A 23,145-nucleotide genomic window follows, 5' to 3' on the forward strand; every position below is an offset into this window, starting at 1 on the left:
GGCGTGCGTGCCCAATTCCATGTCGAAGACTGATCCATGCAAGATTGCAGAGCTCTTTTCCTTGCGCATGCATATCGGACCCTTTTCACAACAAGTCCGGACAATTGCTGCGCCATCTCTGCCAGTGCTTGACACCTGCAACAGCTTTTCGCTTTCTGGTTCGGACTGCGCGCACAGCGCGATTAAGACCAGAAATTTAGTTTAGAAAAGAGGCCCCTATGATCCGATTTGCTGCAACCTGCCTGTTTGTGTCCACACTTCCAATGATCGCGCAGGCGCAAGAGGCGCGCAATTGGCAGCAACAGTGCGTCTCGACAGCGCGTGGGGCCACGTTGGTGTGTCGGGCGACGCAGACCGTGATTGACGCGCAAAGCGGCGCGCCGATCGTACGCAGCACGGTTGTGACCTCGGAAGAGTTGGACGTTCCGGAACATGCGCTGTTGTCGGTTGAGTTGCCCGTCGGCGTGCACATCCCGACTGGTGTCACCCTTGGCAACATCACCTTGGCGCTTGAAACCTGCGATACCGCGGCCTGCTATGCGCAAACGCCGTTCTCGGGCGAGATTTCAGAGATGTTTCTGGCCGGAGGCGAGCAGCCGCTGACCTTCCGGATGGCGCCTGATCAGGACGTTAGCTTTACCCTTCAGCTGGATGGGTTTGCGCAAAGCTTCGATGCAATCAAACTGGCCGAATAAGCCAGTCTAAAGCGCGCCACCACGACGCGGCGCGCTTTAAAATGCGTGTTCGAACCGGAAGCCAAAACTGTGTGAGGTCGAGTTGCCCAGCCAGCGCCGCTCGGCCACGATTTCAGCCGAGGTGAGCGGCGCGAATTCCAGCCCGACGGATGCTTCGACCGCCCAGCTATCTTCCAGCGCATCTGTCACAGTGAACGGATCAGAATCCGTGGGGCTGGCGACGAACCGACCGACCGAGCTGGCCGAACGGTTGCCCAGATACGTTTGACGCGACAGCTTCAGCCCGCCGGTGACTGTGGTGCATTGCGCGCGGCAGCCGTCCTGCATGGGGCCGTCAAAGCCCAGCTCGATGGACGGTGTAAAGACGACGAACCAGTCCGCGCTGTGTTCCAGCGCCAAGGCCAGATCTCCGCCTGTTTCGCTGGTTGCCTGCGCGGATGTTTTGCCAAGGCTCAGATGCGCGCCGGGGCGGACGAAGAGGCCTTGGGCCAGATCAAACTGTTTTCCGGCTCTCACGGACAGCGCAATGCTGGAGGTGTTGAGTACACCTTCCGTTTCGCCCCCGATGAATGGGAAGCGTGTGACGTCCGAGCTTGCCTGACCAGCGGCCAAACCGAAGCCCCAGTCGACCCCATACCGCGCCACATCATAGCTCAGCCCCAGCCTCAGGTGACGCCCAGTTGCACTGGCGCCGGTGTTCGTGTGCCCGGTCCCGTGTGCGCCGAAATCGAACCCAAAGCCAAGCCGGGCGCCGCTGTCCAGAATGCGCGCGGCGCTAAGCTGCCCAGACGCGCGCGCGGTGGTCTGATCCTGATATTCGACATCTCCGCTGCGGAAGCCCTTTTCGCTGCCGAAGCTGAAGGTCAGGCAGCTGGACATTTCATCCGACATCTCGCAGCGTCCAAACCGTTCTGCAAAGCCCAGTAGCCCGCGGTGGTCCGAGGCTTTGCGCGCGGCATAGACGTCGGCGTTCATCGTGTCATAGAGCGGGGGAAGAAGGCTTGCTTCCGGCACCCAGAACAGTGCCTGTGAAAGCCCTTGCAATCCGGTCGGCGCGCCATCCACAAAGGCCGCGTTCAGATGCTCGCCCAGCGAGGTTTCGTTGCGATTAAAGTTGGCGTCCTCTGGCGCGAAGTCCACCTCCCATTCCACCGCCAGCGCGTTCGCAGACAGGGCGGTGATCTGGTAATCGACGATTGCGCTGGGCGCGATATCAAGGGTCAAACCGCCCATATCCGCACCGCCCGACGCGCTCGAGAACGTGGCGCGCGAAATGCCCGACCGCAGATGCGTTGCGTTATAGGTCAGGACGGACAGCGTTCCGTCCCAATTGGCTGTCCCGGTGTTGATTAGGTGGTCCGCAGTCCGGGTGCCGAAATCAAGGTCGATGAAGGTGGTTCCGGTTGTGGTCTGCTGGAAGTCCCCTGTTAGGTACAGGTCGTCCAGAGTGGCCGGGCGCGCGACCGGGTCATAGGCTGCAATCAGTGCGGCGTAGTTCAGGTAACCAGTGTCGCCAAACGACAGCTCGCCCGCGTTTCGCAGCAGTCCCGAGGCGCCAGCGCTGCTGTCATGCAAATGCGATTGCGCGCCCAGCAGCATCAGACCGCCGTCTTGGTTGTCGAACAGGTTCTGGCCGGCGCCCAGATCGAACGTGCCGACGAAAATGCCTGCGTTGGTGATCACGTCATTGCCGCTTTGGGCCTCGATCACGGTGGCGTCCAATCCACCCGAGGACTGTAGCTGCCCTTCGTTGGTCAACGAATTGTCGGTGCCGCCGACCAAAGACACCGTGGCCGTGTCCGTGCCGCCGGTGACAGTCGAACCTTTACCGATGCCGATCTCGACGCGGTTTGCAGGGCCGCCGATGGCCGTGGTTTGGGCAAGGATCGCATGGGCGCCTTTGCCCAGAACGGTGATGTCCCCCGAATAGTTGACGGTCACGCTGCCCGAAGGCGCGCCGTTTCCGTCAAGCGCGGTGGCAAAGATGCCGTGGGCGCCATCGCCTGCGGTGATGATCGTGCCGGTGTGATCCACAAGCACGTTGCCCGCGGTCCCGACTGCACCTGTGCTGCCGACCAGCCCCCTGCCGTCACCGACCTGGCCCAACAGGCCGCCACCGCCGCCGACCGACTGTGCGAAAATTGCCGTCGCGCCGTCGCCCAGCGTTACAATGGCGCCGTTGCTGATCACGGTGACATCGCCACCATTGCCGCCTGCGCCACCCGAGGCGCCAAAAGCCAGGGCGTCTGTGTTTTCCTCGCCAGCTACGCCGCGGTCGACATTGCCAGCCATGCCGCCGCCGCCGCCCACAGATTGGGCGAAGATGCCATAGCCTGCGGTTCCAGCGGTCAAAATCAGGCCATCATTCGTGACAAGAACGTCTCCGCCATTGCCGCCAGCACCGCCCGAGCCACCCAGCCCGATGGTGCCCGTTTCGCCCACGGCGCCATAGCCGCCAAGGCCACCGCCACCGCCGACGGATTGTGCAAAGACCCCAATGGCCCCTTCGCCCAGTGCCATCACGTTGCCACGGTTGGCCACGGTCACCAGACCACCATCCCCGCTGGCGCCACCGCGACCACCGACGGCGATCTCGAACCGGCTGACGCCGTCTTCTTCGTCTTCCGCCTCTGGGGCTTCAGGTGCCTCGGGCGGTTCGGGGGCAGGGGGCAGGCCCGGGACGTCCGGCGCCTCGGGAAGATTTGCGACCGCAGGCAGGCCAGGCAAACCGGGCAGACCCGGAAGCCCGGGTACCGTGATGCCATTCAAGCCCGGCAGACCGCCCAGATCCTTCAGGCTGGGCAGGTCGGGCAAGTTGGTGAAATTGGGCATCGTGGGGAGGCCCGGAAGACCCGGTGCGCCGGGCAGGCCGGGTGTGGAGCCAACCGAGGGGAAGGCCGGAAGGGCAGGGATTGTCGGCAGATTTGCAACCAGATCGCCACCAATGGCGACCAGTTCGTCGATGGTGGGCTTGCCGTGCTCGCCATGGCCACCGACTCCACCGCCGCCGCCCACGGATTGCGCCATGATCCCGAACGCATTCGCGCCATAGGTCACGACCCAGCTGTCATTCTCGACATTTACGTCGCCGCCATTGCCAGCCGCGCCGCCGTCACCGCCCATCGTCAACACGCGCGAGCGGTTCTGCGGGCCGTCCGGCTGGTTGGTGTCTTCCTTTCCAGCAAAGATCGTGACGGCTTTCGAGTTGCCACCCGCGCCGCCGCCGCCGCCGATGGACTGCGCCATAACGCCGTGCGAACTCAGGCCGAATGTGTTCACAACTCCGTCGATGTCGACGTTTACCGCGCCGCCATGTGCGCCGGTCCCGCCTTGACCGCCGATCCCGACGGCCACCGCAAGATTGCGGGCGGGATCGCCGTTCTGACCGTTCGCGGGGGTTGTGGCGCGTGTCATGGCCAATGCCGACCCGCCTGCACCACCACCGCCGCCAATCGACTGCGCCAGTACACCTTCCGAGAACGCCCCCGTGGTCAGAAGATATCCCGCATGGGCCACATGGACCGCGCCGCCGATATTGCCTACACCACCTGCACCACCGATGGCGAAGGCGTATTGGTTCGTATCGCCTCCGCGTCCCATCGCTGCACTGCCGGAGAAGCCACCCGCGCCACCACCGCCGCCGATGGACTGGGCTTGGATGCCACGGCTGAAAATACCTTGAGTGTATAGTGCAGCGGTGTTGGTGACCGAGACCCGGTCTGCAAAGCCGCCATCGCCGCCGTCGCCGCCCAGCGACAGACCAAATGCAGTGCTATCCGCCCCCGAGAAGGCAAGCGACAGGGCTTGGTTGGCTGTACCGCCGCCACCGCCGATAGATTGGGCCAAGATTGCATGAGAGTTCGCCGCCAGCGTGGTAATACCCGCTTGGTTCTGCACTTCGACGGTGCCAGCGTGGTTGCCGTCGCCTCCGGACCCGCCAAGGCCCACGAAGAATTGCTTCGCGCCCGACCCAGCTTTCTTCGCAACGATGCTGCCCGCCACGGCCTGTCCGCCGTTGCCACCGCCGCCGCCGATGGATTGGGCTGTGATACCGTGACTACGTGTGCCACCGGTCGAGATCGACGCCGTGTTTGTGACGGAAACGCCCGAGGCATAGCCGCCCGTCACGCCTGATCCACCGCCTGCCAGAGCCAGTTGTGTTGCTTCATTATCCAAGGCGAAGTTGAACGCCATCGCGCCGCCGCCCGAACCGCCGCCGCCGCCCAGCGACAGCGCGCTGATGCCGATCGCATCTGCGCCACGCGTCAGGATCGCACCGTGAGAGGCCACGTCTACCGTGCCGCCAAAATGCCCGGTGCCACCATTGCCACCCAGCTGCAGGTTAAGCGTTTTGCCATCGTCGAACGATCCGGCAAAGGCGCCTGCAAAGCCGCCGGTGCCGCCCCCGCCGCCCACGGCGTGCGCCATGATGCCTCCGCTGCCATCCGCGGCTGTGTCGATCACGCTGTTCGACACCACCGAGACCGCGCCGGAATGTCCGCCGCTGCCGCCCGTGCCGCCAAGCGTCACCGCAACACCATTGGATTTCGAGGACAGTGCCAGCCCGATATTCACCCCGGCATTACCACCACCGCCGCCAATCGACCGCGCCACGATCCCGGCTGCGTTCACGCCTTGCGTGACGACATGTCCGTTCGACACGATCCGCACATTGCCCGCGCGCGATCCGGTGCCGCCATCGGCGCCCAGTTGCAGCGACAGAGCGTTCGATTTCGACAGCGCACCAGACAGGTGCAAGTTCGCCGAGCCGCCGCCACCGCCAATGCTTTCCGCCACGATGCCCGCGCTGCCTGCGCCGGCTGTGTAGATGTTGGCGTGCAGCTCTTCCAGCGTGACGGCGCCACCAGCGCCGCCCGATCCGCCGCGACCGCCCATGGTCAGGCTCAGCCCGGCACCGCTGGTGCCCTGCGCGGCCATTGTGAAGCTGCCATTGCCACCTCCGCCACCGATGGATTGCGCGCGGATCGCGGCCGCGTCATCGCCGCGTGTGTATATGCCGATCAACGCGCCCGCCGCGCCGACTTGCCCGGTGACCGTGCCAGCATTGCCGCCAGCCCCGCCGCTCGAACCCATGGACAGGCTGCCGCCAGCCCCTTTGTTGCCGCCGCCCGCGATGATGTAGGATCCGTTGCCGCCGCCGCCGCCAATCGATTGCAGTTGCACTGCGTCGGCGCCTTGGCCGTGTGTTTGCAAGAGCGTGCCACCGCCCACGGTTCCGGTTTGGATCAGCGCCACGTTGCTGCCTGCGCCGCCGATGCCGCCAGTGGCCCCGATGGTCAGGCTGGCCGCGGCCGATCCAGCAGCCCGCAGCGACAACGTGCCGCCTGCCATGCCGCCACCACCGCCGACGGATTGCGCCAAAAGCGCCTGCGCGCCTTCACCGGATGTCGAGATGCTGCCCGAATTGGTGACGTAGACTGCACCGCCATTGCCGCCATTTCCACCGCTGCCACCCAGTGCAAGGGTCAGCGCATTGCCCGAGGTCGCCGACAAGCTGCCCGCAGACCCCGCCGTGCCGCCGCCACCGCCGATGGACTGTGCGACCAGCCCGCCCGCGCGGTCACCCAGCGTGAACAGGTCCCCGGTGTTGTAAACCGTCACCAGCCCGCCCGCGCCGCCGCTGCCGGCGTTGCCACCAAGGCTAACGGTTGCCGCACGGCCTGAACTGGCCGTTCCGCCCAGCGTGAAGCCGCCATTGCCGCCCCCGCCACCGATGGATTGGACGCGCAGGGCCGCGCTGTCATTGCCATAGGTTCGGATTTGCGCGGTTTGCGTCACCGAGACGCTGCCGCCATAGGCGCCGCCCGATGCGCTGCCGCCCAAGCGCAGCGAGGCCGAGTTGCCGCCGCCTGCCAGACCTGCGGACATGCCGCCATTTCCGCCGCCGCCGCCGATGGACTGCGCTAGCAACCCGTCTGACTGCACGCCGCCCGTTGTGATGTCGCCAGTGTTCGTCACCTCGACCGAGCCGCCTTGCACCGCACCTGCGCCAGCACCTCCAATGGTCACGCCCATGCTGGCAGATCTGGCCAGCGTGCCGCCGATGGTGAAGCCTCCGTTTCCGCCGCCTCCTCCGATCGACTGCGCCGCAAGGCCCATTGCGAAATCACCCGCTGTGATGATGCTGGCTGCGTTGGTCACGCCGACAAAGCTACCCGCACCGCCTGCGCTGCCGCGCCCGCCGATGCCCACATTGGCAGAAGCGGTTCTGCTGAAGCTGCCAGTGATGGCGAAGCCACCGTTGCCGCCGCCTCCGCCAATGGATTGCGCCAGAATACCGGCCGAGTGATCGCCCAGCGTCAGCAGCTGGCCTTCGGCACTGACCTGCACCGATCCGGCCGATCCGCCAGAGGCACCTCGCCCGCCAAGGGCGAAGCCTCCGTTCGCGGTCGAGGACACACCCGCCTTGGCCGAGAAGCCGCCATTGCCGCCGCCACCGCCGATGGATTGCGCAAGGATCGCCCCCGAGAAGCTGCCTGCAGTGCTGATGTCTTTATAGCTTTCCAAGGTCACGCTGCTGCCCGCGCCACCTGCGCCGCCCGCACCACCCAGCGCCACGTTCAACGCTGCCGTGCCTGCGTTCAGGCCGCCCGAGACTGCAAAGCCGCCATTGCCGCCGCCGCCGCCGATGGACTGTACTGACAGACCCGTGGCGTGATCGCCCAGCGTGGTGACCGATGCGCGGCTGGTCAAAGACACGGTGCTGCCATTGGCGCCCGTGCCGCCGGATCCGCCCATCGCCATGCCCGCGGTAAACGCGCTGTTCGAGGCATCCGCCCCGATGGCAAAGCCGCCATTGCCGCCGCCTCCGCCGATGGATTGCGCAAGGACGCCGACCGAGCCGTCGCCTTCGGTGCGGATGGATGTGTCAAACGTCGTTGTGCCCAGCGAAACCGCGACCGCGCCACCGATCTGGCCATTGCCACCCGATCCGCCCATCGCCAGCGTCGCCCGGTTGCCGCCAAAGCCGCCGGACAGGGCGAAGCCGCCATTGCCGCCACCGCCACCCACGGATTGCGCCACAAGACCGTGGGACATGTCGCCTGTGGTAAGAATGCTTTCGGTTACGCTCGCGGTGACATATCCGCCGCGACCGCCGATGCTGGCAGAGCCGCCGAAGGCCATCGTCGCGCTGCCGGTGCCAGCATTCGCGCTGGAGGCCGAGAAGCCGCCATTGCCGCCACCGCCACCGATGGATTGGGCAAGAATGGCCGTCGAGTTGTCGCCATAGGTTTCGATGTTGCGATCCGGAATGGCCGAGTTCGCCACGATGACGTCAACCCGTCCGCCATGTCCGCCAATGCCTCCAGCCCCGCCGAAGCCCAGCCCGACCGAGCCCGTCGCTGCAAAGCTGCCCGAGCTGGACATGCCACCATTTCCGCCGCCGCCACCGATGGATTGTGCCACCAGCGCATTGGCGTTGTCACCAAAGGTCCATGCGCCGTTCGAAGCGCGCAGATCGACCCGTGCGCCGTTGCCTCCGACGCCGCCGGATCCCCCGATGCTGGCGGTTGCGCTGGCGGTGAAGCTGGCCGAGGCGCTGATCGCCATGCCGCCGTCTCCGCCGCCGCCGCCGATGGATTGGGCCAAAACGCCAGTCGCGCCGTCGCCTTGTGTCAGAACCAGCCCGGCTGCGTTGGTCCAAACGTCTGCGCCATGACCGCCGCCGCCGCCACGTCCACCAAGGGACAGGCTGCCTGATACGGTTCCAGATAGCGCGCCTGCGATAGCCATGCCGCCACGACCACCCCCGCCGCCAATGGATTGCGCCACAAGGCCCGAGGACATATCGCCCGCCGTGACAATGGCGCCATTCGCGGTCACCGACACGCGCTGGGATGTGCCGCCATCGCCGCCTGCTCCGCCAAGGGCGACCGACAGCGCCCCTTTGCCCGAGGCACCTGCCGCAAGGGCCATCCCGCCATTTCCGCCGCCGCCGCCAAGCGATTGGGCCAAGATCCCCGTGGCGTGGTCGCCTTGGGTGCCGATCCGGTCATATGTGGTGACGGTGACGGTCCGTCCGCCGCCACCAGCACCTGCGTTGCCGCCCACGGCCACCGACAGACTGCCCCCGCCACTGGCCGCACCTGTAACCGCGAAGCCGCCATTGCCGCCGCCGCCGCCGATGGACTGCGCCACGATCCCGTGGGCGCCGTCACCTGCGGTGTCGATTTGACCGCGCGACGTCACCGTGACGTGGCTGCCATAGGTGCCCAATGCGCCGCTGCCGCCCAAGGCCAGAGATCCAGCCCCAGCGCCGCCAAAGCTTTGCGCCATCGAGTGCCCGCCATTTCCGCCACCCCCACCGATGGACTGCGCTACGATGCCCGAGGACATCAGCCCGGCAGTAGCAATGTTTCCGTGGCTGTCGACGTTGACATTTGCGCCGTTTCCACCACGTCCGCCGCTGCCACCAAGCGCGAAGCTCAGGCTGCCGACGCCGCTCATGGCACCTGCGAATGCGAAGCCACCGTTCCCGCCTCCGCCGCCAATGGACTGCGCCAGAATGGCCGAGGAACGGTCCCCGTAGGTGAGAAGATTGTTATATGTCGTGACACTTACGTTTCGCGCTTGGCCGCCTGTCTCGCCCGATCCGCCCAGCGCGAAGCTGAGGGCGCCGGTTGTGGCCGCTGATCCCGAAATCGCATAGCCGCCGCTACCTCCGCCACCGCCCAGTGATTGCGCGCGGACGGCGCTGGACCAGTCGCCTTCGGTCCGGATGTTGCCGCGATAGGCAACGTTCACGCTGCCTGCGCCGCCTCCGACGCCGCCATTGGCGCCGATCGCAAACGCGACTGAAAAGCCTGCACCGAACGAACTGGACTTCGCCCCGCCGCCATTGCCGCCGCCGCCGCCGATGGACTGCGCCAGAATGCCGTCCGCGTAATCTCCGCGTGTGGTGATGTTGGCCAACCCGCTAAATCCGCCGGTGTTCGTGACCTGAACAGAGGACCCGTAGCCGCCAAATCCGCCGCTGCCACCCATTGCGAAGGACGCAAAGGCGCCGCTTGACGTGGCCGAGCCGCCGGTGCCTCCGCCCCCGCCAATGCTTTGTGCCGAGATCCCCGTGGCATAGCGCCCCCAAGTCGAGATCAGGCCGTCATTGTGGACGTTGGTGCGTTCGCCATTCCCACCAGCTCCGCCACGCCCACCGATGGCCGCCATGCCACTGGCATTGCCGCCGTGACCGCCCCCGCCGCCGATGGATTGGGCGAAGATGCCGATCGCGTCCTGCCCGGCCGTATAGATAGCGCCTGTGTTTACAACAGTAACGACACCCGACGACCCGGCCGAATTGCCGGCGCCCCCAAGCGCGCCCGCACCGTTGGCATTGCCGCCTACGCCGCCGCCACCGCCAATGGATTGCGCCAAAATGCCGTGGCTGCGTAGCCCCCAATGGGTGTTGATCGTGCCGCGGTTGGTTACTGAGACGCCCCAGCCATTGCCGCCCAATCCGCCGGTACCGCCAATGGCATAGGCCCCATCCGCCGCGCCGCCCGCACCGCCGCCACCGCCAATGGACTGTGCCAAGATCCCGACCGCATCATAGCCGCCCGAGGTGTTGATCGAGGCGTTGTTCGTGACGGTCACGCCGCGCCCGTCACCGCCTGACAGGCCATTGCCGCCTGCCGAGAACAGATAGCCGCCCGACCCGCCCGACCCTGCAAAGCCACCAATGGACTGCGCCAGAATGCCGTTGGCGCCCGCACCGCGTGTCACGATGCTGGCCCAGTTTTGGTTGGTTACCCGCACGAAGTTCCCACGCGAGGCGGAACCACCTGATCCACCAGAGCCGTACACCCAGCCACCGTTCCCGCCCAGACCGCCACCGCCACCCAGCGATTGTGCCACGATCCCTGAGGATCGGAACCCATAGGTGCTGATCGAGGCCATGTTGTTCAGAACAACGTATTCGCCGCGCCCACCGATGCCGCCACGCCCGCCGCCGCCGAAGAGCGTCCCGTTGTGCCCGTTGCCGCCATTGCCACCCTGACTGCGCATCAGGATCCCGGCTGCATCTTGGCCATGCGTGGTGATACGGCCCTGGATGATTGCACCAAGCGTACCGCCGCGCCCACCTGGCCCTCCGGACGTGCTGTCGCTTGATCCGCCGGATCCGTGTCCCCCCGCGCTTGCCATGACAACGCCGTGCCCGCGGTCCCCGGAGGTTACGATCTGGAACACGTTGCCAGCCGCCCAGTTTGCGTATTGGGCATTGGTACGGTCATGACCGAAGTCATGCACCGTGTCGTCGTAATAGATCGCCCCGTCGCCCGGACCACGTGTCGGGAAAGAGTTGTCGATCCGCAGGGACAAATCGCTTCCAGAGAAGCCGAAGCGCTCATCAAGGTAGGGGAAGTTCAGATCCCCTTGCATTAAAAACGCACCATACGAGCTGAGCTCAACCGCAGAGGCGCCGACACCGTTGGCGCCAATGTATCGACCAGCCCCATCCGGAAGAAGCCGTGCCTCGAAATCGTGGCCATAGTCTAGATATGGCTGCGCATAGGTGAGCAGGCGAACGGCCGAGATGTTGTTGGTTACAATCGGACGATCTAGATAGGCGATCTCGATTTCCGAGAATGTGTTCGGATTAAAAGGATTGACCAGGTGCAACCCGGCCAAGGGGACATAGGTGAATGTTGGAAAGTGAACGCCGTTTGATTGATTGCCTTCGCAGAAAACCTCGACAATCGCACCCGAGACAGGATTGCCGTCATCCTCGATACACGGATCATTGGCCCAAGCAGGGGCGCCAACCAATGCATGAAGCCCGGCCAGAAGGCCGAGTTTGGAAACATAACATGTTAATTTAATGCCAATACCCAAGCGAAGCCCGGACACGCGCAGAAAACGTGAAATCATCTATCTATTACGTAGAGCACCCACGGCAGTTAATCTGCACTTAAGGTCACCCTTCCCTCATAACGTGGTGCGAGGTTAGAGACGCAGTATTTCCCTGTCAACAAGCCTAAAAATAGACATAAAATTGACAGTTTTCCCGTCGGGTGAGAGGGGGTGAGGCGGGTGTCATCAGCCAATGAAAAAGGGCGGCTGGTTCGCACCGGCCGCCCTTGGTCTTTTCGGATCGCGTCAGATCAGAACGTATAGTCCAGACCGACGGTTACACCCAAAGCGTTCCAATCGGTGCCGCCGTCCATGAAGACTGCGCCGTTGATCAGCAGGTTGTTGTCGGTGGCATAGTCCAGACCGATTTCAATCCGGCCCGAGTGGCCTTCGGTCACCACCGCAGCGGCACCGCCATTGCTGACATCGAAGGTCCAGATCGACGAAGCGCTAAGGTTTGCCGTCAGAGTCGCGCCGTTGCCTGCATCGAAGCTGCGCGAAATCGTCGGGCCGATCTCGAACGATCCAAAGGATGTGCTCATCGGGGCAACAAGGATATTGTTGCTGTCCAGATACGCATCAGAGGTTTCCTCGAACCAGGACAGGCGTGCTTCGGGTTGGATGGTCAGATCGCCGACCTGAAAATCACCAATCAGGGCAGCGGTGGCCAGCCAGCGTTCCGCGCTCACCGTATCGGTGTAGGTCCCGAAGGGCGAAACGTCGTTGGTCGAGCGACCCCAAGCGACGCGGGCATCGAAATACAGGTTATCCTGAATGCGCTTGGTCACGTACGGGCCAACCATAAAGCCGTTGCCCGAGATCTCGGCGCCGCCACCGCTCAGGCGTGCGTTGTCGAGCTGCAGGCCCAGACCGATCAGAAGGTCAGGGTTCACCAGACGGTCAACACCCATGTGGATGATGTTGAAGTTACCATCCATGTTCCCAGCCGAGAACTTGGCATGCGCGGCTTCGATCCACAGATCATAAGGCGACGTCCGAGCAATGGTGTTGGAGGCCGCCAGGAAGGTGCCACCAGCAGCAGCTTCGCCTTCGGGTGCGGCGCTGTTGCGGCTGGCAACGTCACCTGCGGCACCAGTATTGCGGCTACGGCTGTTCAGACGGCCAACGCGGCGTTCAAGGTTCGGACCGTTTTGCAGGATCAGACGGCCACGTGCCTCGGACAGCGTCGCAACAAGTTCTTGCGCTTCGCCAGCGGGGTCGATGACGTTGATATTGATGAACCGCGATGTCGCACAGGACCCAACGTCACAATAGGTCGTGATAACAATTTGGTGCGCGCCGGGCGCCGTATTGGCGGGAATAACAACCGATGTGTTCACTGACCGTGTAACGGTGCCATTGACTGACGGCTCCGAGCCAGAGGCCAGCAAAGTTACGCCATCAAGATAGATTTCCCAAGGCGCGGGCGGCGCATGTCCTGCGTGCCAGATCTCGTAGTCAAACCCGATGTCAATCGTGTCACCAGCAATGCCCGTCGTGGTCGAGCTGGTGACGTTTTCCATCCCGTAAATACTGTGCGCATCCGCGTTGGTCGCGCCGAACAGGCCAACGGCCATCACTGCGGCAAGCATGCGCATCCCTTTGAACAAGCTGGACAAACCCTTCCATCCCAGCACGTTCATTCTTTGTTTTGTGGCCATCCCCTAGCTACTTGTGGCTCAAATGTGTGCCGTTCGGCGTAAAAAATCAGGCAGCCAATGTGACAGAAAATCCGAGGTGAGCGTTAGTTCTTGGTGCGCTTCTGAAGGCGCAGCTTGCTTTCTTGCCCGGAAAATGTTGTCAGATTTGACGTATTGCCCTAGGGTCAATCTTTAATAATTTTTTCTTAACAGTTGAGGAAAAGTGGATCGAGATTCCTAGCCGAAAGACTAAAAATCTCCGCATGGGTATTTATGATACAGTTATAGTTACCTATAGCAGAACTTGCAAAACGCAACGGAACTACCGGTAGAGCGCCAGTTCGGGATGAAACCCTTTTTGGCCGATCTGGGTGGTCTATTTGACGCGAGTCAGGTCCCAAAATGCACCTTCGCGAAACATCCGCAGCACAATCGGGGCCGATTTAGGGGCTGAAATCCCAACGGCGGCGAATTTGTTAGGAGGTGTGAACTGCAGGTCAAGGTCGGTCTGGGTGGTGCCATCCACCAGCAGCGCGTCGATGGTGATGTTCTGTGCGTCGCGCGGCTCCAGATTTAGATCATACAGATAGATCGCGATTTCGTCGTCTGACCGGACCAGCTCGATATGGTTGTGCTGGGTCACATGCACCACGCCACCATTCTTCCCGTTGTGATCGGGGCTTTATTGCGCGATGGCTGCACCAATCATGAACTGAGAGAATACGAGTGTTGCGAACAGTTTCGTGATCTTGGGCAGGAACATATCTGGTTGGTCTTTTCTGTTTAAGGAGATGGCACATCAGCTTTCGAACGGCCCGCGCGGGCATACATCAAACTCCACACAATCGCGGCGAATGTCGACAGAAAAGTCTGGGTCTGCGGATTTCGGTCCGTGTGTTGCGTCACAGAGCATCAGCCTGCGTGGCCTCGGGCGCTGCAAGACACACTTTCACGCCGCCCAATTCGGATTGATCCAGCGACAGGGTGCAGCCATGGGCCTGTGCCATGCGCTGTGCAATGCTCAGCCCCAAGCCCGTGCCCGGCTGTTCTGGGTCCAGTCGCGCCCCGCGTGCCAGCACCGCATCGCGGTCTTCCTCGGGGATGCCGGGGCCGTCATCTTCGATGCACAAGCGCACACCTGTGCCGTCCTGTTCGCCCCGCACGGCAATGCGGCTGTCCGACCACTTCACCGCATTGTCCAGCAGGTTGCCCAACAGTTCGGTCAGGTCGTACTCGTCAAAGGGCAGGTACAGGGGGCGGGGCAGGTCGATGTCCCACTGAATGTGCTCGGCACCGGGCTGGCGGCCAAGTGCCTTGTGCAGGCGGTCAATGATCGGACCCGCGTCGCAGTTCAACAGCGCCTGCTGGCTGTCGCGGGTCGAGGCCAGCTCCCGTTCGACAATGTGCTGAATGCTGGTGATTTCCGTCATCAGATCATCGGCAAGCTTGTCTTGGTCCGCGCGCCGCACCTTGCGCTCGATCCCGTGCATGATTGTCAGGGGGGTCTTCAGGCCGTGGGCCAGATCCCCCGCGCGTGAGCGCGCGCGCTCCAGCGCCTCGGCGTTGACGTTCAGAAGTTGGTTTACCTCTTCGACCAGCGGCAGAACTTCGGAGGGATAATCCGACGACAACCGCCCGTTTGGGGTGTGCGAGACGCGGGCGATCTCGGATCGGATCTTTTGCAGCGGGTTCAATCCAAGGCGCACTTGGAACCAACTGGCGATCATCAAAAATACGCCCAAGACCCCCAGCCAGAAGACCGAGTTCGTGGTGAAACGCGCGACCGACATATCCAGATCCGCGCGGTCGATGGCCACTGCCAGAAAGACCTCTTTCCGGGTCTCGCCTTCGCCCATCGTGATGATCCAGTTCGCGACTGCGACTGCGTCTCCGGTTCCGGTCACCACATCGATATACGAGATCACGCCAGCGGTTTGCGGGCGGGTCAGTTCCAACGGCGCGGCCCAGAAGGATGGCGACAATAGCGGTTCGGCGTCATCGATCTGCACCTGCCAGTAATATCCGGACAGCGCCTGATTAAAGCGCGGGTCTGGAATCGGAGTGACCTCGATCGCGCCCTCGGCCGTGGCCGAGACATTCCCGCTGAGTTGGATCAGATAGGTCTCAAGCTCGTCGCGCGCGCGGTCTTCGAAATAGAGGCGGAACAAGAAGTTGAAGACAATGGCCGTGGCCACCAAGGCAATTGCCGTTGTCATGGCGGCTGCCAACAACAAGCGAAGGCTGAGGGACAGCTTCATGCCTCGTCCCCGGCGATCATGTACCCAAACCCGCGACGTGTCTCGATCACACCGCCGCCAATCTTGCGGCGCAGGCGCCCGACCAGAACCTCGACCGCGTTGCTGTCAGGTTCCTGATCTCGGTAATAGATGTTCTCGACCAGCTCTTCCTGTGTCACCACCTCGCCGCGATGGTGCAAAAGATAGTTTAGCAGGCGATATTCCAAGGGCGTGACCTTCAACGGTCGCCCGTCGACTGAAACGCGCATCTGCCGCAGATCAACGCGTAGCGACCCGGCCTCAAGGATCGTAGCTTTCTGCCCGCTGGACCGGCGCAACAGGGCGCGCAGTCGTGCGACCAGTTCTTCCATCTGGAAGGGTTTGCCCAGATAGTCATCCGCCCCGGCGTCGATGCCTTCGACCCGCTCGTTCCAGTTGGCGCGCGCGGTCAGCAGGATGACGGGCAGGTCCAGCCCCTCGTCCCGCCAAGCGCGCAATACGGACAGGCCATCGCGCTTGGGCAGACCGATGTCGAGAATTGCGGCGGCGTAGCTTTCGGTACTTCCCAGAAACCAGCCCTCTTCGCCATCATGTGCGATTTCGGGGATCAGCCCCTCACCTTCCAGAACATCGGCGATCAGCTCGGCAATTTTCTGTTCGTCTTCCACGATGAGGATACGCATTCAGCACTTCCGTATGCTTGTGATCCGCCCAGAACCCGCATCGACCGAAACCGACACCACCGCGCCGGACTGGTCCACGATCAAGACCCTAAAGTTTGCACGCTGTCCTGTGTCAGAAAATCCGACCTGTAGCAACTTTCCGGGCTGCTTGGATTGTACATTCTTCAAGACCTCTTGTAGCGGTCGCGCCTCGCCACGCGCAATCGCGCGTTGGGCGCGTTGATAGTCTTTACGTGAAATCTGGGCGTCGCCCGGCATGGACGAGCTTCGGCAGGTGCCCGGACCGCTGGGGCCGCTTGGAAGGCTCGCACCCGGACCGCTGGGGGTGCTAGCTGCGGAAGGTGCAGATGCTGGGCTGGCTGGGGACGGAGACGAGGCTGGGCTGGGCGACGAGGAGGAGCTTGAAGACGCGTGCGCCTGACTCAGCCCGACCAAGCTGGGCGCCATATAGGCGCTGGCGGCCCCAAGCCCCAATCGGATCAGCGCAGCGCGGCGGGATATGCGCATGCTGCGGTTCATTGTGCGGCCACAGTGTGGGGAACGGGGGTGATCAGTCGCGCCTGTGTCAGACTGCGCATCAGGTTTTCGCTATCCGCGGCAATCTGGTCGACGGGCACGTTTGGGAACGCTTCGGACAGGATCTCGACGACTTCGCCCAGATCGGTCGGTTCTTCCAGCAGGTCCCAGATCGCGGCCGAGACCGGGTTCAGGCGGAAAATGCCGATGCCCGAGCCGTCGGCCAGAAACGCTTCGTCCCCCACCACGCTTTCGGTCACACCTTCGGCCTGTGCGTAACATAGCTCTTTCACGAAGGCGATTGCGGGATAGATCGGCTGGTCCAGCGGGGCCTGACGGTCATCGCGCGCAAGATCGGTCAGTTGGGCGGCGGGCAGGGTCGCCAAATCGGGATGCGCGGACAGATATGCGGCAGCCTCTTCAGCGCAATGGTAAGTCAGCCGATAGATCGGCAAGTGGCGCGTTAAAAGGTCGATCGAGTGCAGGATCGCCCCGGCATGACGCGTGCGTGCGAAATTCTGAGTGATCAGGCTGGCCAGCGCGTCCTCGCGCGCCATCGGGCTAAGCTGTGGCGGCTGCGGATCGTCGCTGCGCTCAAGCATCACCATAGCGCCCAAAGGCAGCGCCTCGCCCCACGGGGCAACGGGCGCGTTGGCAAGGTACTTGTACTGGCGGTTCGACAGGCCTTGATCTTGCGCGACATCGGCATGAAAGGCGTCACTGAAGCCATCAGGCAGAGGCAGACGTAAGCGTGGCTGAATGCCGTTCGCAATGCCCACACAGCTTTGGGTCGTCGCATCTACGCGGACGGGCAAAAAGTCGTCGGAATACAAGGGTTTCCCCAGACGCGCCAAAGCAATCGCAAGAGTGCTTTTTCCGGCGCGTCTGGCATTTGGCATCACCACAAGACGCCCATGAAACTCGATCGCTGCGGCATGCAGACACAGAAGATTCGGGTCGGAGCGAAGCCGCTCCCACGCCATTTCAGCGACGATATCGCAGACCGTGTTAACCCCGTCCCATATCTGCACCGTGTCAGGCTGATCCGCATGAATCACCTCCCAATGGTCTGGCCCGGCAGGGCGGATCGTTATGAATGGCGGCTCAGTTGGGGGCGTTGTCAGAATGTGGTGTGGCCAGGCTGTCAGGATTCTGGGCAGCATCACTGCGATTTCGTCCGCGTTTTCCAACGCGACCGGATGGGTCAATCCCTCGAACTGAATATATTGCGGTTCCACCACGTTCCGCTCCTACTTGTCACTTATAACAACAGCGTTTTTCCCCCGCGCGTCAACGCAATCTGACCTGCCCACAAGTAGCTTGCGGGCAGGTCGACGATCAGGTGGGGATGACCCGTATCGCGGATTAGCTTTGACAAACCTTAACACCGTCTTCGCGGGTTACGACGGTGCCCCCACCTGCTTCGCATTCCTCAGCCGTTACCACTTCGGGGCCGCTGGGCTCGGACGGAGCACTGGGTTCCGAGGGTACACTGGGTTCGGACGGTGCACTGGGATCAGACGGCGCGCTCGGATCGGAAGGTGCGCTGGCGGGCGACGGTGCGCTTGCCGGCGACGGAGCCGAAGATGCGTGGGCAGCCGACAGCGTGGTCAGTGCAGGTACGGAATAGGCGGCCAGTGCCAGCCCACCAATGCGGGTCAGCGCCTTGCGCCGCGATACTACCTTGTCGTCTTCTTTGGTCATGTGCTCTGTCCTTTTCTATTCATTCCGGCGCGATTGATTCGGGCGCCTCAACCCTTGATAGCGGTTTGGGTGCGTCAAATGCCTGAATAAGAGTGTCAGCGTTTTGTCAGGTTGCGGGCAAGGGCCAAGTAAGAGCCCACGTTTGGTCGGTGCCAAAAGCGGGGCCAGAATTGCGCATGAATTTTACGGGTAGAATGGATCGCCACTGCGGCCTGCGCCGGTTAAGCTGCCCGGAATGGAAACGCTTTCAATACTCTTCGTGCCGCTCTCGCTGATCGCAACTGCCGTGATGGCGGCGTCCGCGGCCATTCAGGCGCGCCGCTTTAACCTCGATTTGTTCGGCGCGACCGTTTTGGGGGTCGTCACCGCTGTTGGCGGCGGCACGCTGCGGGATCTGCTTTTGGGTCTGACCCCGGTGTTTTGGATTTCCGACCTACGGTTTCTACTGGTGGCGGTCCCGTCATCGCTGCTGAGTTTTGTCATCGCGGCCCGCATGCCAACGGGCAACGGGCGGCGGCTTGCCCTTCTGATGTATCTGGATGCGGTCGGGCTGGCGCTGTTCACCCTGACCGGCGTTCAGGTCGCGCTCGAGGCGGGGGTGGCGCCAGTTCTAACCATTGTTATCGGATGCGTAACCGGCACCGCAGGCGGCATGATCCGCGATCTATTGTGCAACATCACCCCAAGCGTTTTGCGCGAAGATCTCTACGCCACGATCTCGCTGGTCGGAGGCGCCGCCTATCTGGCGTTCTCGCAGTTTCTGGGGGAAACGATGGCGACACTTGTCACATTCGGCCTCATCCTCCTCGCGCGCCTTGTTGTGCTGTGGGTGAACCCTCCGAAGCCGGATGACGAAGCGTCCCGGAGCTAGTCCACGCTCCGTTCCCCAGGCCGGTGCGTTACGCGGTTTCTTCCAGCACTTTGCGCGCCGCGCGGAAGCATTCCAGCGCTTGTGGCACACCGCAATAGATCCCGATCACGTGGATAATCGCGCGGATTTCTTCCTTGGTGACGCCATTGTTGATCGCGCCGCGGCAGTGCAGCTCCCATTCGTGCATCTTGCCCAAAGCGCCGATCATCGACAGGTTCATCATCGAGCGGGTCTTGGCGTCGATCACGTCGTCGCCCCAGCCAAATCCCCAGCACCACGCGGTCATGGCTTCCTGAAACGGGCGAGTAAAATCGTCTGCAGCGGCGAGGTTCTTTTCCACATATTCGGCACCCAAGGTGCCTTTGCGCTGCTCTAGTCCCTTCAGGAACAGGTCTTCGTCAAACGTGCTCATCTCTTAGCCCTTCAATTTGATTGCGACATTTTTTGTCTGCACATAGTTCCACAGCGCCTCGCGCCCTTTTTCGCGACCATAGCCGGATTTGCCGTAGCCACCGAAGGGTGTTTCGACGCCGCCTGCGTACCATTCATTGACGAACACTTGCCCCGCACGCAACTGACGCGCGGCAGAAGTGGCACGGTCGAGATCGCTTGTGAAGACGCCGCCGACCAGACCATAGGGCGTGCCGTTGGCAATCTGGATTGCCTCGTCATCGTCGCGGAATTTCAGGACGGACAGGACCGGGCCAAAGACCTCGTCATTGGCGATGGTCATGTCGGGGGTGACACCCGTCAAGATGGTGGGTTCCAGAAACGCACCGGGAATGTTCATCTTGCGGCCCCCGGTTGCAACGGTGGCCCCGTCCGCTTTCGCGGCTTGGATCATGCCCGCCGCCCGATCCCGCTGTGCTTCGGACACCATCGCGCCCATCGTCGCCCCAAACTCTGGCTGGTCGATGCCGGGTTTGACGGTGAGCGACTGGGCAACACCGACCATACGCTCGACCAGCTCGTCGTGGATGCTATCATGCACGATCACGCGGCTCATGGCGGAACACACCTGACCGGCGTTGAAGTAGATGCCCCAGCGGACGTCATTTTCGAACGCGTCCAGATCGGCGTCATCATGCACAATCGCGGCGGATTTCCCGCCAAGTTCCAGCACGCAGGGGACGACATTCTTGGCCGCAGCCGAGGCAATGGCAATGCCCGTGGGTACCGAGCCGGTGAAGACGATCTGGTTCACCTCGGGGTGGGCCGACAGGGACGCGCCGGCTTCTTGACCCAACCCACAGAGGATGTTCACGGCGCCCTTTGGCAAGCCTACCGCCTCGGCAGCATCCGCGAACCATGCATTGCTCAGCGGCGTTAGCTCGGGCGTCTTGATCACGCAAGCGTTGCCGGTGGCCAAGGCTGCCGACAGCGACCGGGCGGTCATTTCCACGGGATAGTTCCACGGGATGATCTGCGCCGAGACACCGAAGGGTTCGTAGGTTGTGAAGTCGAAATATCCTTTCCCCAGCGGGATCGAGCGGCCTTCGACGGTTTCGGCCTGATTGCCGTAATACTCGAAATAGCGCGCCGCGCCCTCAACCTCGATCCGGGCTTCCCACAGCGGCTTGCCCTGTTCCAGCGTCAGAACCTCGGCGATCTCGTCGATGTGGGTCAGCAGATAGCGGCCCATCGCCTGCACCATCCGGCCACGCTCGACCGGGCGCAGATCGGACAGGGCGCCCGACAGATGCACACGGCGCGCAGCCATAACGGCGCGGTCCACGTCGCCCGCATCGGCCAGCGCCTGCTCGGCCAGCTTTTCGCCGGTGCCGGGATTGATCACGTCGATCCGCCCCGCGCCGCCGTCGACCCACGCGCCGTCAATGTAGTTTTGCCAATAGGTCTTCATTTTGGGTCTCGTCCTGTTTGGGCGCGTCGCGCGTTCCTATTCCGGGCCATCCACGGCCTCGCGCATCCACTGATGCAACGCGGCAATCGAGTGTTCCGAGCTGACCCCGCAGGCAGGATCCAGCACCAGAGGGCCGGGGCGATAGCCGCGCGACTTCAGCCCGCGCTGCACACTCTCCACCAGTCGGATGTCCTCTTCAACCGTGGTGTCTCGATCCTGCACGGCAAGCCCGCGGATCACGTCACTTTCGGCGCCGTCGGGCGTGTACCAACCGCGCCAGACGGTGCAGTTTTCGGGCCCATCCGCGCGCCAGTGATAGGTGTTCAGCACATTGCCCGGATAGCACTGGAACGAGAACATGGGCCACAGGAACCAGCTTTGATAATCCCCCGCGTGGGGCACCGAGAGGTCCACGGGATAGGTCATTTTGTCCATCGACTGGCATTCGGTCGTGTGGCGCAGGACATAGCCGCCGCCCGCATCCGGTTGGATGTCATAGGTTTCCGGCTTGATCACGCCCTCGGCGAAAGTCGCATGGTTCATCGGGCAGTGATAGCACTCGGAATAATTTTCGACCGAGACCTTCCAGTTGCAATTCTCGGGCACCTCGACCCATTCCAAGGGCGCCAGCGCGTCGACGTTTGGGACGAAGGCGGCGATTTCTTCCCGCACGCCGGGGAACCAGTCGTCCATCGGCGCGGCATCTTCGTCGAGATTGACGAAGAGAAAGCCGTGGAAATCCTCGGTCTGGACCTCGGTCAGGCAGATCTCGGACCGGTCAAATCCCGGAACGGATTTGATGTTCGGACCCGCCCGCAAATGACCGGTCAGCTCGTAGGTCCAGGCGTGATAGGGGCAGACCACCACGCGGGTGTTGCCGGTGCCCGTGACCATCTCGTGCGCGCGGTGTTGGCAGACGTTATAGAAGGTGCGGATCACCTCGTCCCGGCCACGGATCGAGAACAGGCTTTGGCCTGCGATCTCGAAGGTGAAATAGTCGCCGACATTGGGCAGCTGGCTGGCATGGCCCGCGAACTGCCACGTTCGTGCAAGCAGGCCGGACATCTCCTGCGCGTAAATATCCGGGTCGGTGTAATAGCGCGCGGCCAAAGACCTGATGGGTTCGGTCATGTCTTCTCCTCGTGATACAGTCCCAACTGGTGGCGACGGGTGTGGAATTTCTCGACCCGCTCGACGATCTCGTCGCTGGCGACGGCGATGACGAAGGACAGCAAGGTTTCAAGCAAAGCGATGATGCTGACCGAGGACGGGAAGAATTGCGGCGTGTCGACCGAGACCACGAAGCCATGATCTGCCAGTCGCAGGATCGGGCTGGCGGGGCTGTCTGACAAGGCGACGATGACCATGCCTTGTTCCCGCGCGATTTCGACGGCTTTGACCACTTCGGTTCGGTAGGGTTTGCAGGTGATCGCGATCAACACGTCGCTTTCATCCGCCCATGCCAGATCATCCACAGGGGTCGAGCCGGGGCGCGGGATGGCGTGAAACTCTTTCATGCCGGTCGAGGCCAGATAGGTAAAATTGCGCGCGATCGAGTTATTGACGCCCACGCCAAGGGTGAACACGTTGCGCGAGGCCCAGATCGCCTCGGCGGCTGCTTTCAAGTCATCGGTCGAGATGCCTGCGAAGGTCTCTTCCACATTGCGCAGCACGTCCTGCACCATGTCGGCATACAGTCCGCCCAGATCGTCAGATTTGCGAATGTCCTGAAGCCAGCGCGCGCGATCAGGGAAGTCCGCCGCGCCGCGTCGGATTGCATCGCGGAAGGGCGCGCGGAAATCTTCGTAGCCCTCAAAGCCCACCTGCCGCGCCATGCGCACCACGGTGTTGGGTTTCACATTCGCGGCTTCGGCGATTTCGCGCACGGTGGACACCCCCACATCGCGGGGGTTTTCCAAGACGTAAGTGGCCGCCTTGCGTGCTTCGGGCGTCAGCTCGGACAGCTCATCGGCCAGACGCTCGAGAATCGTGTTTGATACATTTGTCCCATTCATGATTGACGATGGTATTTTTGTTTGCTTAGCCTGTCGAGAGGAAAAACGACTCGA

Annotated in this window: 14 protein-coding genes; 3 read left to right on the top strand and 11 right to left on the bottom strand. The window is 62.7% G+C overall.

Annotated elements, in window-relative coordinates; translation table 11 throughout:
* Nucleotides 1–218 precede the first annotated feature (218 nt).
* Nucleotides 219–695 carry an invasion associated locus B family protein gene (locus Q0677_RS02250; protein ID WP_298905503.1) on the top strand — a complete coding sequence of 159 codons (477 nt, stop codon included), beginning with the start codon at nucleotides 219–221 and terminating at the stop codon, nucleotides 693–695.
* Between the two features lie 36 nt (nucleotides 696–731).
* Here Q0677_RS02250 and Q0677_RS02255 read toward each other — a convergent pair whose 3' ends face one another.
* From Q0677_RS02255 to Q0677_RS02275, 5 genes are all read right to left on the bottom strand, one after another.
* Nucleotides 732–11,480: a hypothetical protein gene (locus Q0677_RS02255; protein WP_298905504.1), complete on the bottom strand. Its 10,749-nt coding sequence runs from the start codon at nucleotides 11,478–11,480 to the stop codon at nucleotides 732–734.
* A gap of 335 nt (nucleotides 11,481–11,815) precedes the next feature.
* A complete protein-coding gene (locus Q0677_RS02260) occupies nucleotides 11,816–13,156 on the bottom strand; it encodes an autotransporter domain-containing protein (protein WP_298905505.1) in 1,341 nt (446 codons plus the stop codon).
* A 424-nt stretch (nucleotides 13,157–13,580) separates the two neighbouring features.
* Nucleotides 13,581–13,847: a hypothetical protein gene (locus tag Q0677_RS02265; protein ID WP_298905506.1), complete on the bottom strand. Its 267-nt coding sequence runs from the start codon at nucleotides 13,845–13,847 to the stop codon at nucleotides 13,581–13,583.
* Nucleotides 13,848–14,106: 259 nt separating this feature from the next.
* Nucleotides 14,107–15,420: a HAMP domain-containing sensor histidine kinase gene (locus Q0677_RS02270; RefSeq protein ID WP_298905507.1), complete on the bottom strand. Its 1,314-nt coding sequence runs from the start codon at nucleotides 15,418–15,420 to the stop codon at nucleotides 14,107–14,109.
* A 38-nt stretch (nucleotides 15,421–15,458) separates the two neighbouring features.
* Nucleotides 15,459–16,124 (bottom strand): response regulator transcription factor, encoded by a 666-nt coding sequence (locus tag Q0677_RS02275; RefSeq protein ID WP_298905508.1) that lies wholly within the window; start codon nucleotides 16,122–16,124, stop codon nucleotides 15,459–15,461.
* A gap of 256 nt (nucleotides 16,125–16,380) precedes the next feature.
* Between Q0677_RS02275 and Q0677_RS02280 the strand changes: the two genes are divergently transcribed.
* Entirely contained in the window at nucleotides 16,381–16,545 is a 165-nt protein-coding gene (locus Q0677_RS02280) for a hypothetical protein (RefSeq protein ID WP_298905510.1), read from the top strand.
* A gap of 94 nt (nucleotides 16,546–16,639) precedes the next feature.
* Here Q0677_RS02280 and Q0677_RS02285 read toward each other — a convergent pair whose 3' ends face one another.
* Nucleotides 16,640–17,881: a PqqD family protein gene (locus tag Q0677_RS02285; protein WP_298905511.1), complete on the bottom strand. Its 1,242-nt coding sequence runs from the start codon at nucleotides 17,879–17,881 to the stop codon at nucleotides 16,640–16,642.
* Nucleotides 17,882–18,005: 124 nt separating this feature from the next.
* Complete coding sequence (locus Q0677_RS02290; protein WP_298905512.1) at nucleotides 18,006–18,344, bottom strand: hypothetical protein; 339 nt, start codon at nucleotides 18,342–18,344, stop codon at nucleotides 18,006–18,008.
* A gap of 235 nt (nucleotides 18,345–18,579) precedes the next feature.
* Here Q0677_RS02290 and Q0677_RS02295 point away from each other — a divergent pair, with 235 nt between their 5' ends.
* Nucleotides 18,580–19,215 carry a trimeric intracellular cation channel family protein gene (locus tag Q0677_RS02295; RefSeq protein ID WP_298905513.1) on the top strand — a complete coding sequence of 212 codons (636 nt, stop codon included), beginning with the start codon at nucleotides 18,580–18,582 and terminating at the stop codon, nucleotides 19,213–19,215.
* A gap of 28 nt (nucleotides 19,216–19,243) precedes the next feature.
* On the opposite strand, the gene Q0677_RS02300 is transcribed toward Q0677_RS02295, so the two are convergent.
* The 4 genes from Q0677_RS02300 to Q0677_RS02315 are packed head-to-tail and all read right to left on the bottom strand — an operon-like array spanning nucleotide 19,244 to nucleotide 23,091.
* On the bottom strand, nucleotides 19,244–19,627 hold the full coding sequence (locus Q0677_RS02300; RefSeq protein WP_298905514.1) for a carboxymuconolactone decarboxylase family protein: 384 nt from the start codon (nucleotides 19,625–19,627) through the stop codon (nucleotides 19,244–19,246).
* A gap of 3 nt (nucleotides 19,628–19,630) precedes the next feature.
* A complete protein-coding gene (locus Q0677_RS02305; RefSeq protein WP_298905515.1) occupies nucleotides 19,631–21,076 on the bottom strand; it encodes an aldehyde dehydrogenase family protein in 1,446 nt (481 codons plus the stop codon).
* A gap of 36 nt (nucleotides 21,077–21,112) precedes the next feature.
* Nucleotides 21,113–22,207, bottom strand: a complete 1,095-nt coding sequence (locus Q0677_RS02310; RefSeq protein ID WP_298905516.1) for an aromatic ring-hydroxylating dioxygenase subunit alpha — start codon at nucleotides 22,205–22,207, stop codon at nucleotides 21,113–21,115.
* Nucleotides 22,204–23,091: a MurR/RpiR family transcriptional regulator gene (locus tag Q0677_RS02315; protein WP_298905517.1), complete on the bottom strand. Its 888-nt coding sequence runs from the start codon at nucleotides 23,089–23,091 to the stop codon at nucleotides 22,204–22,206. The genes Q0677_RS02310 and Q0677_RS02315 overlap by 4 nt, the downstream gene beginning before the upstream one ends.
* Nucleotides 23,092–23,145: the final 54 nt, after the last annotated feature.

Source organism: uncultured Aliiroseovarius sp., assembly GCF_947492455.1.
In the GTDB taxonomy this organism is placed as follows: domain Bacteria; phylum Pseudomonadota; class Alphaproteobacteria; order Rhodobacterales; family Rhodobacteraceae; genus Aliiroseovarius.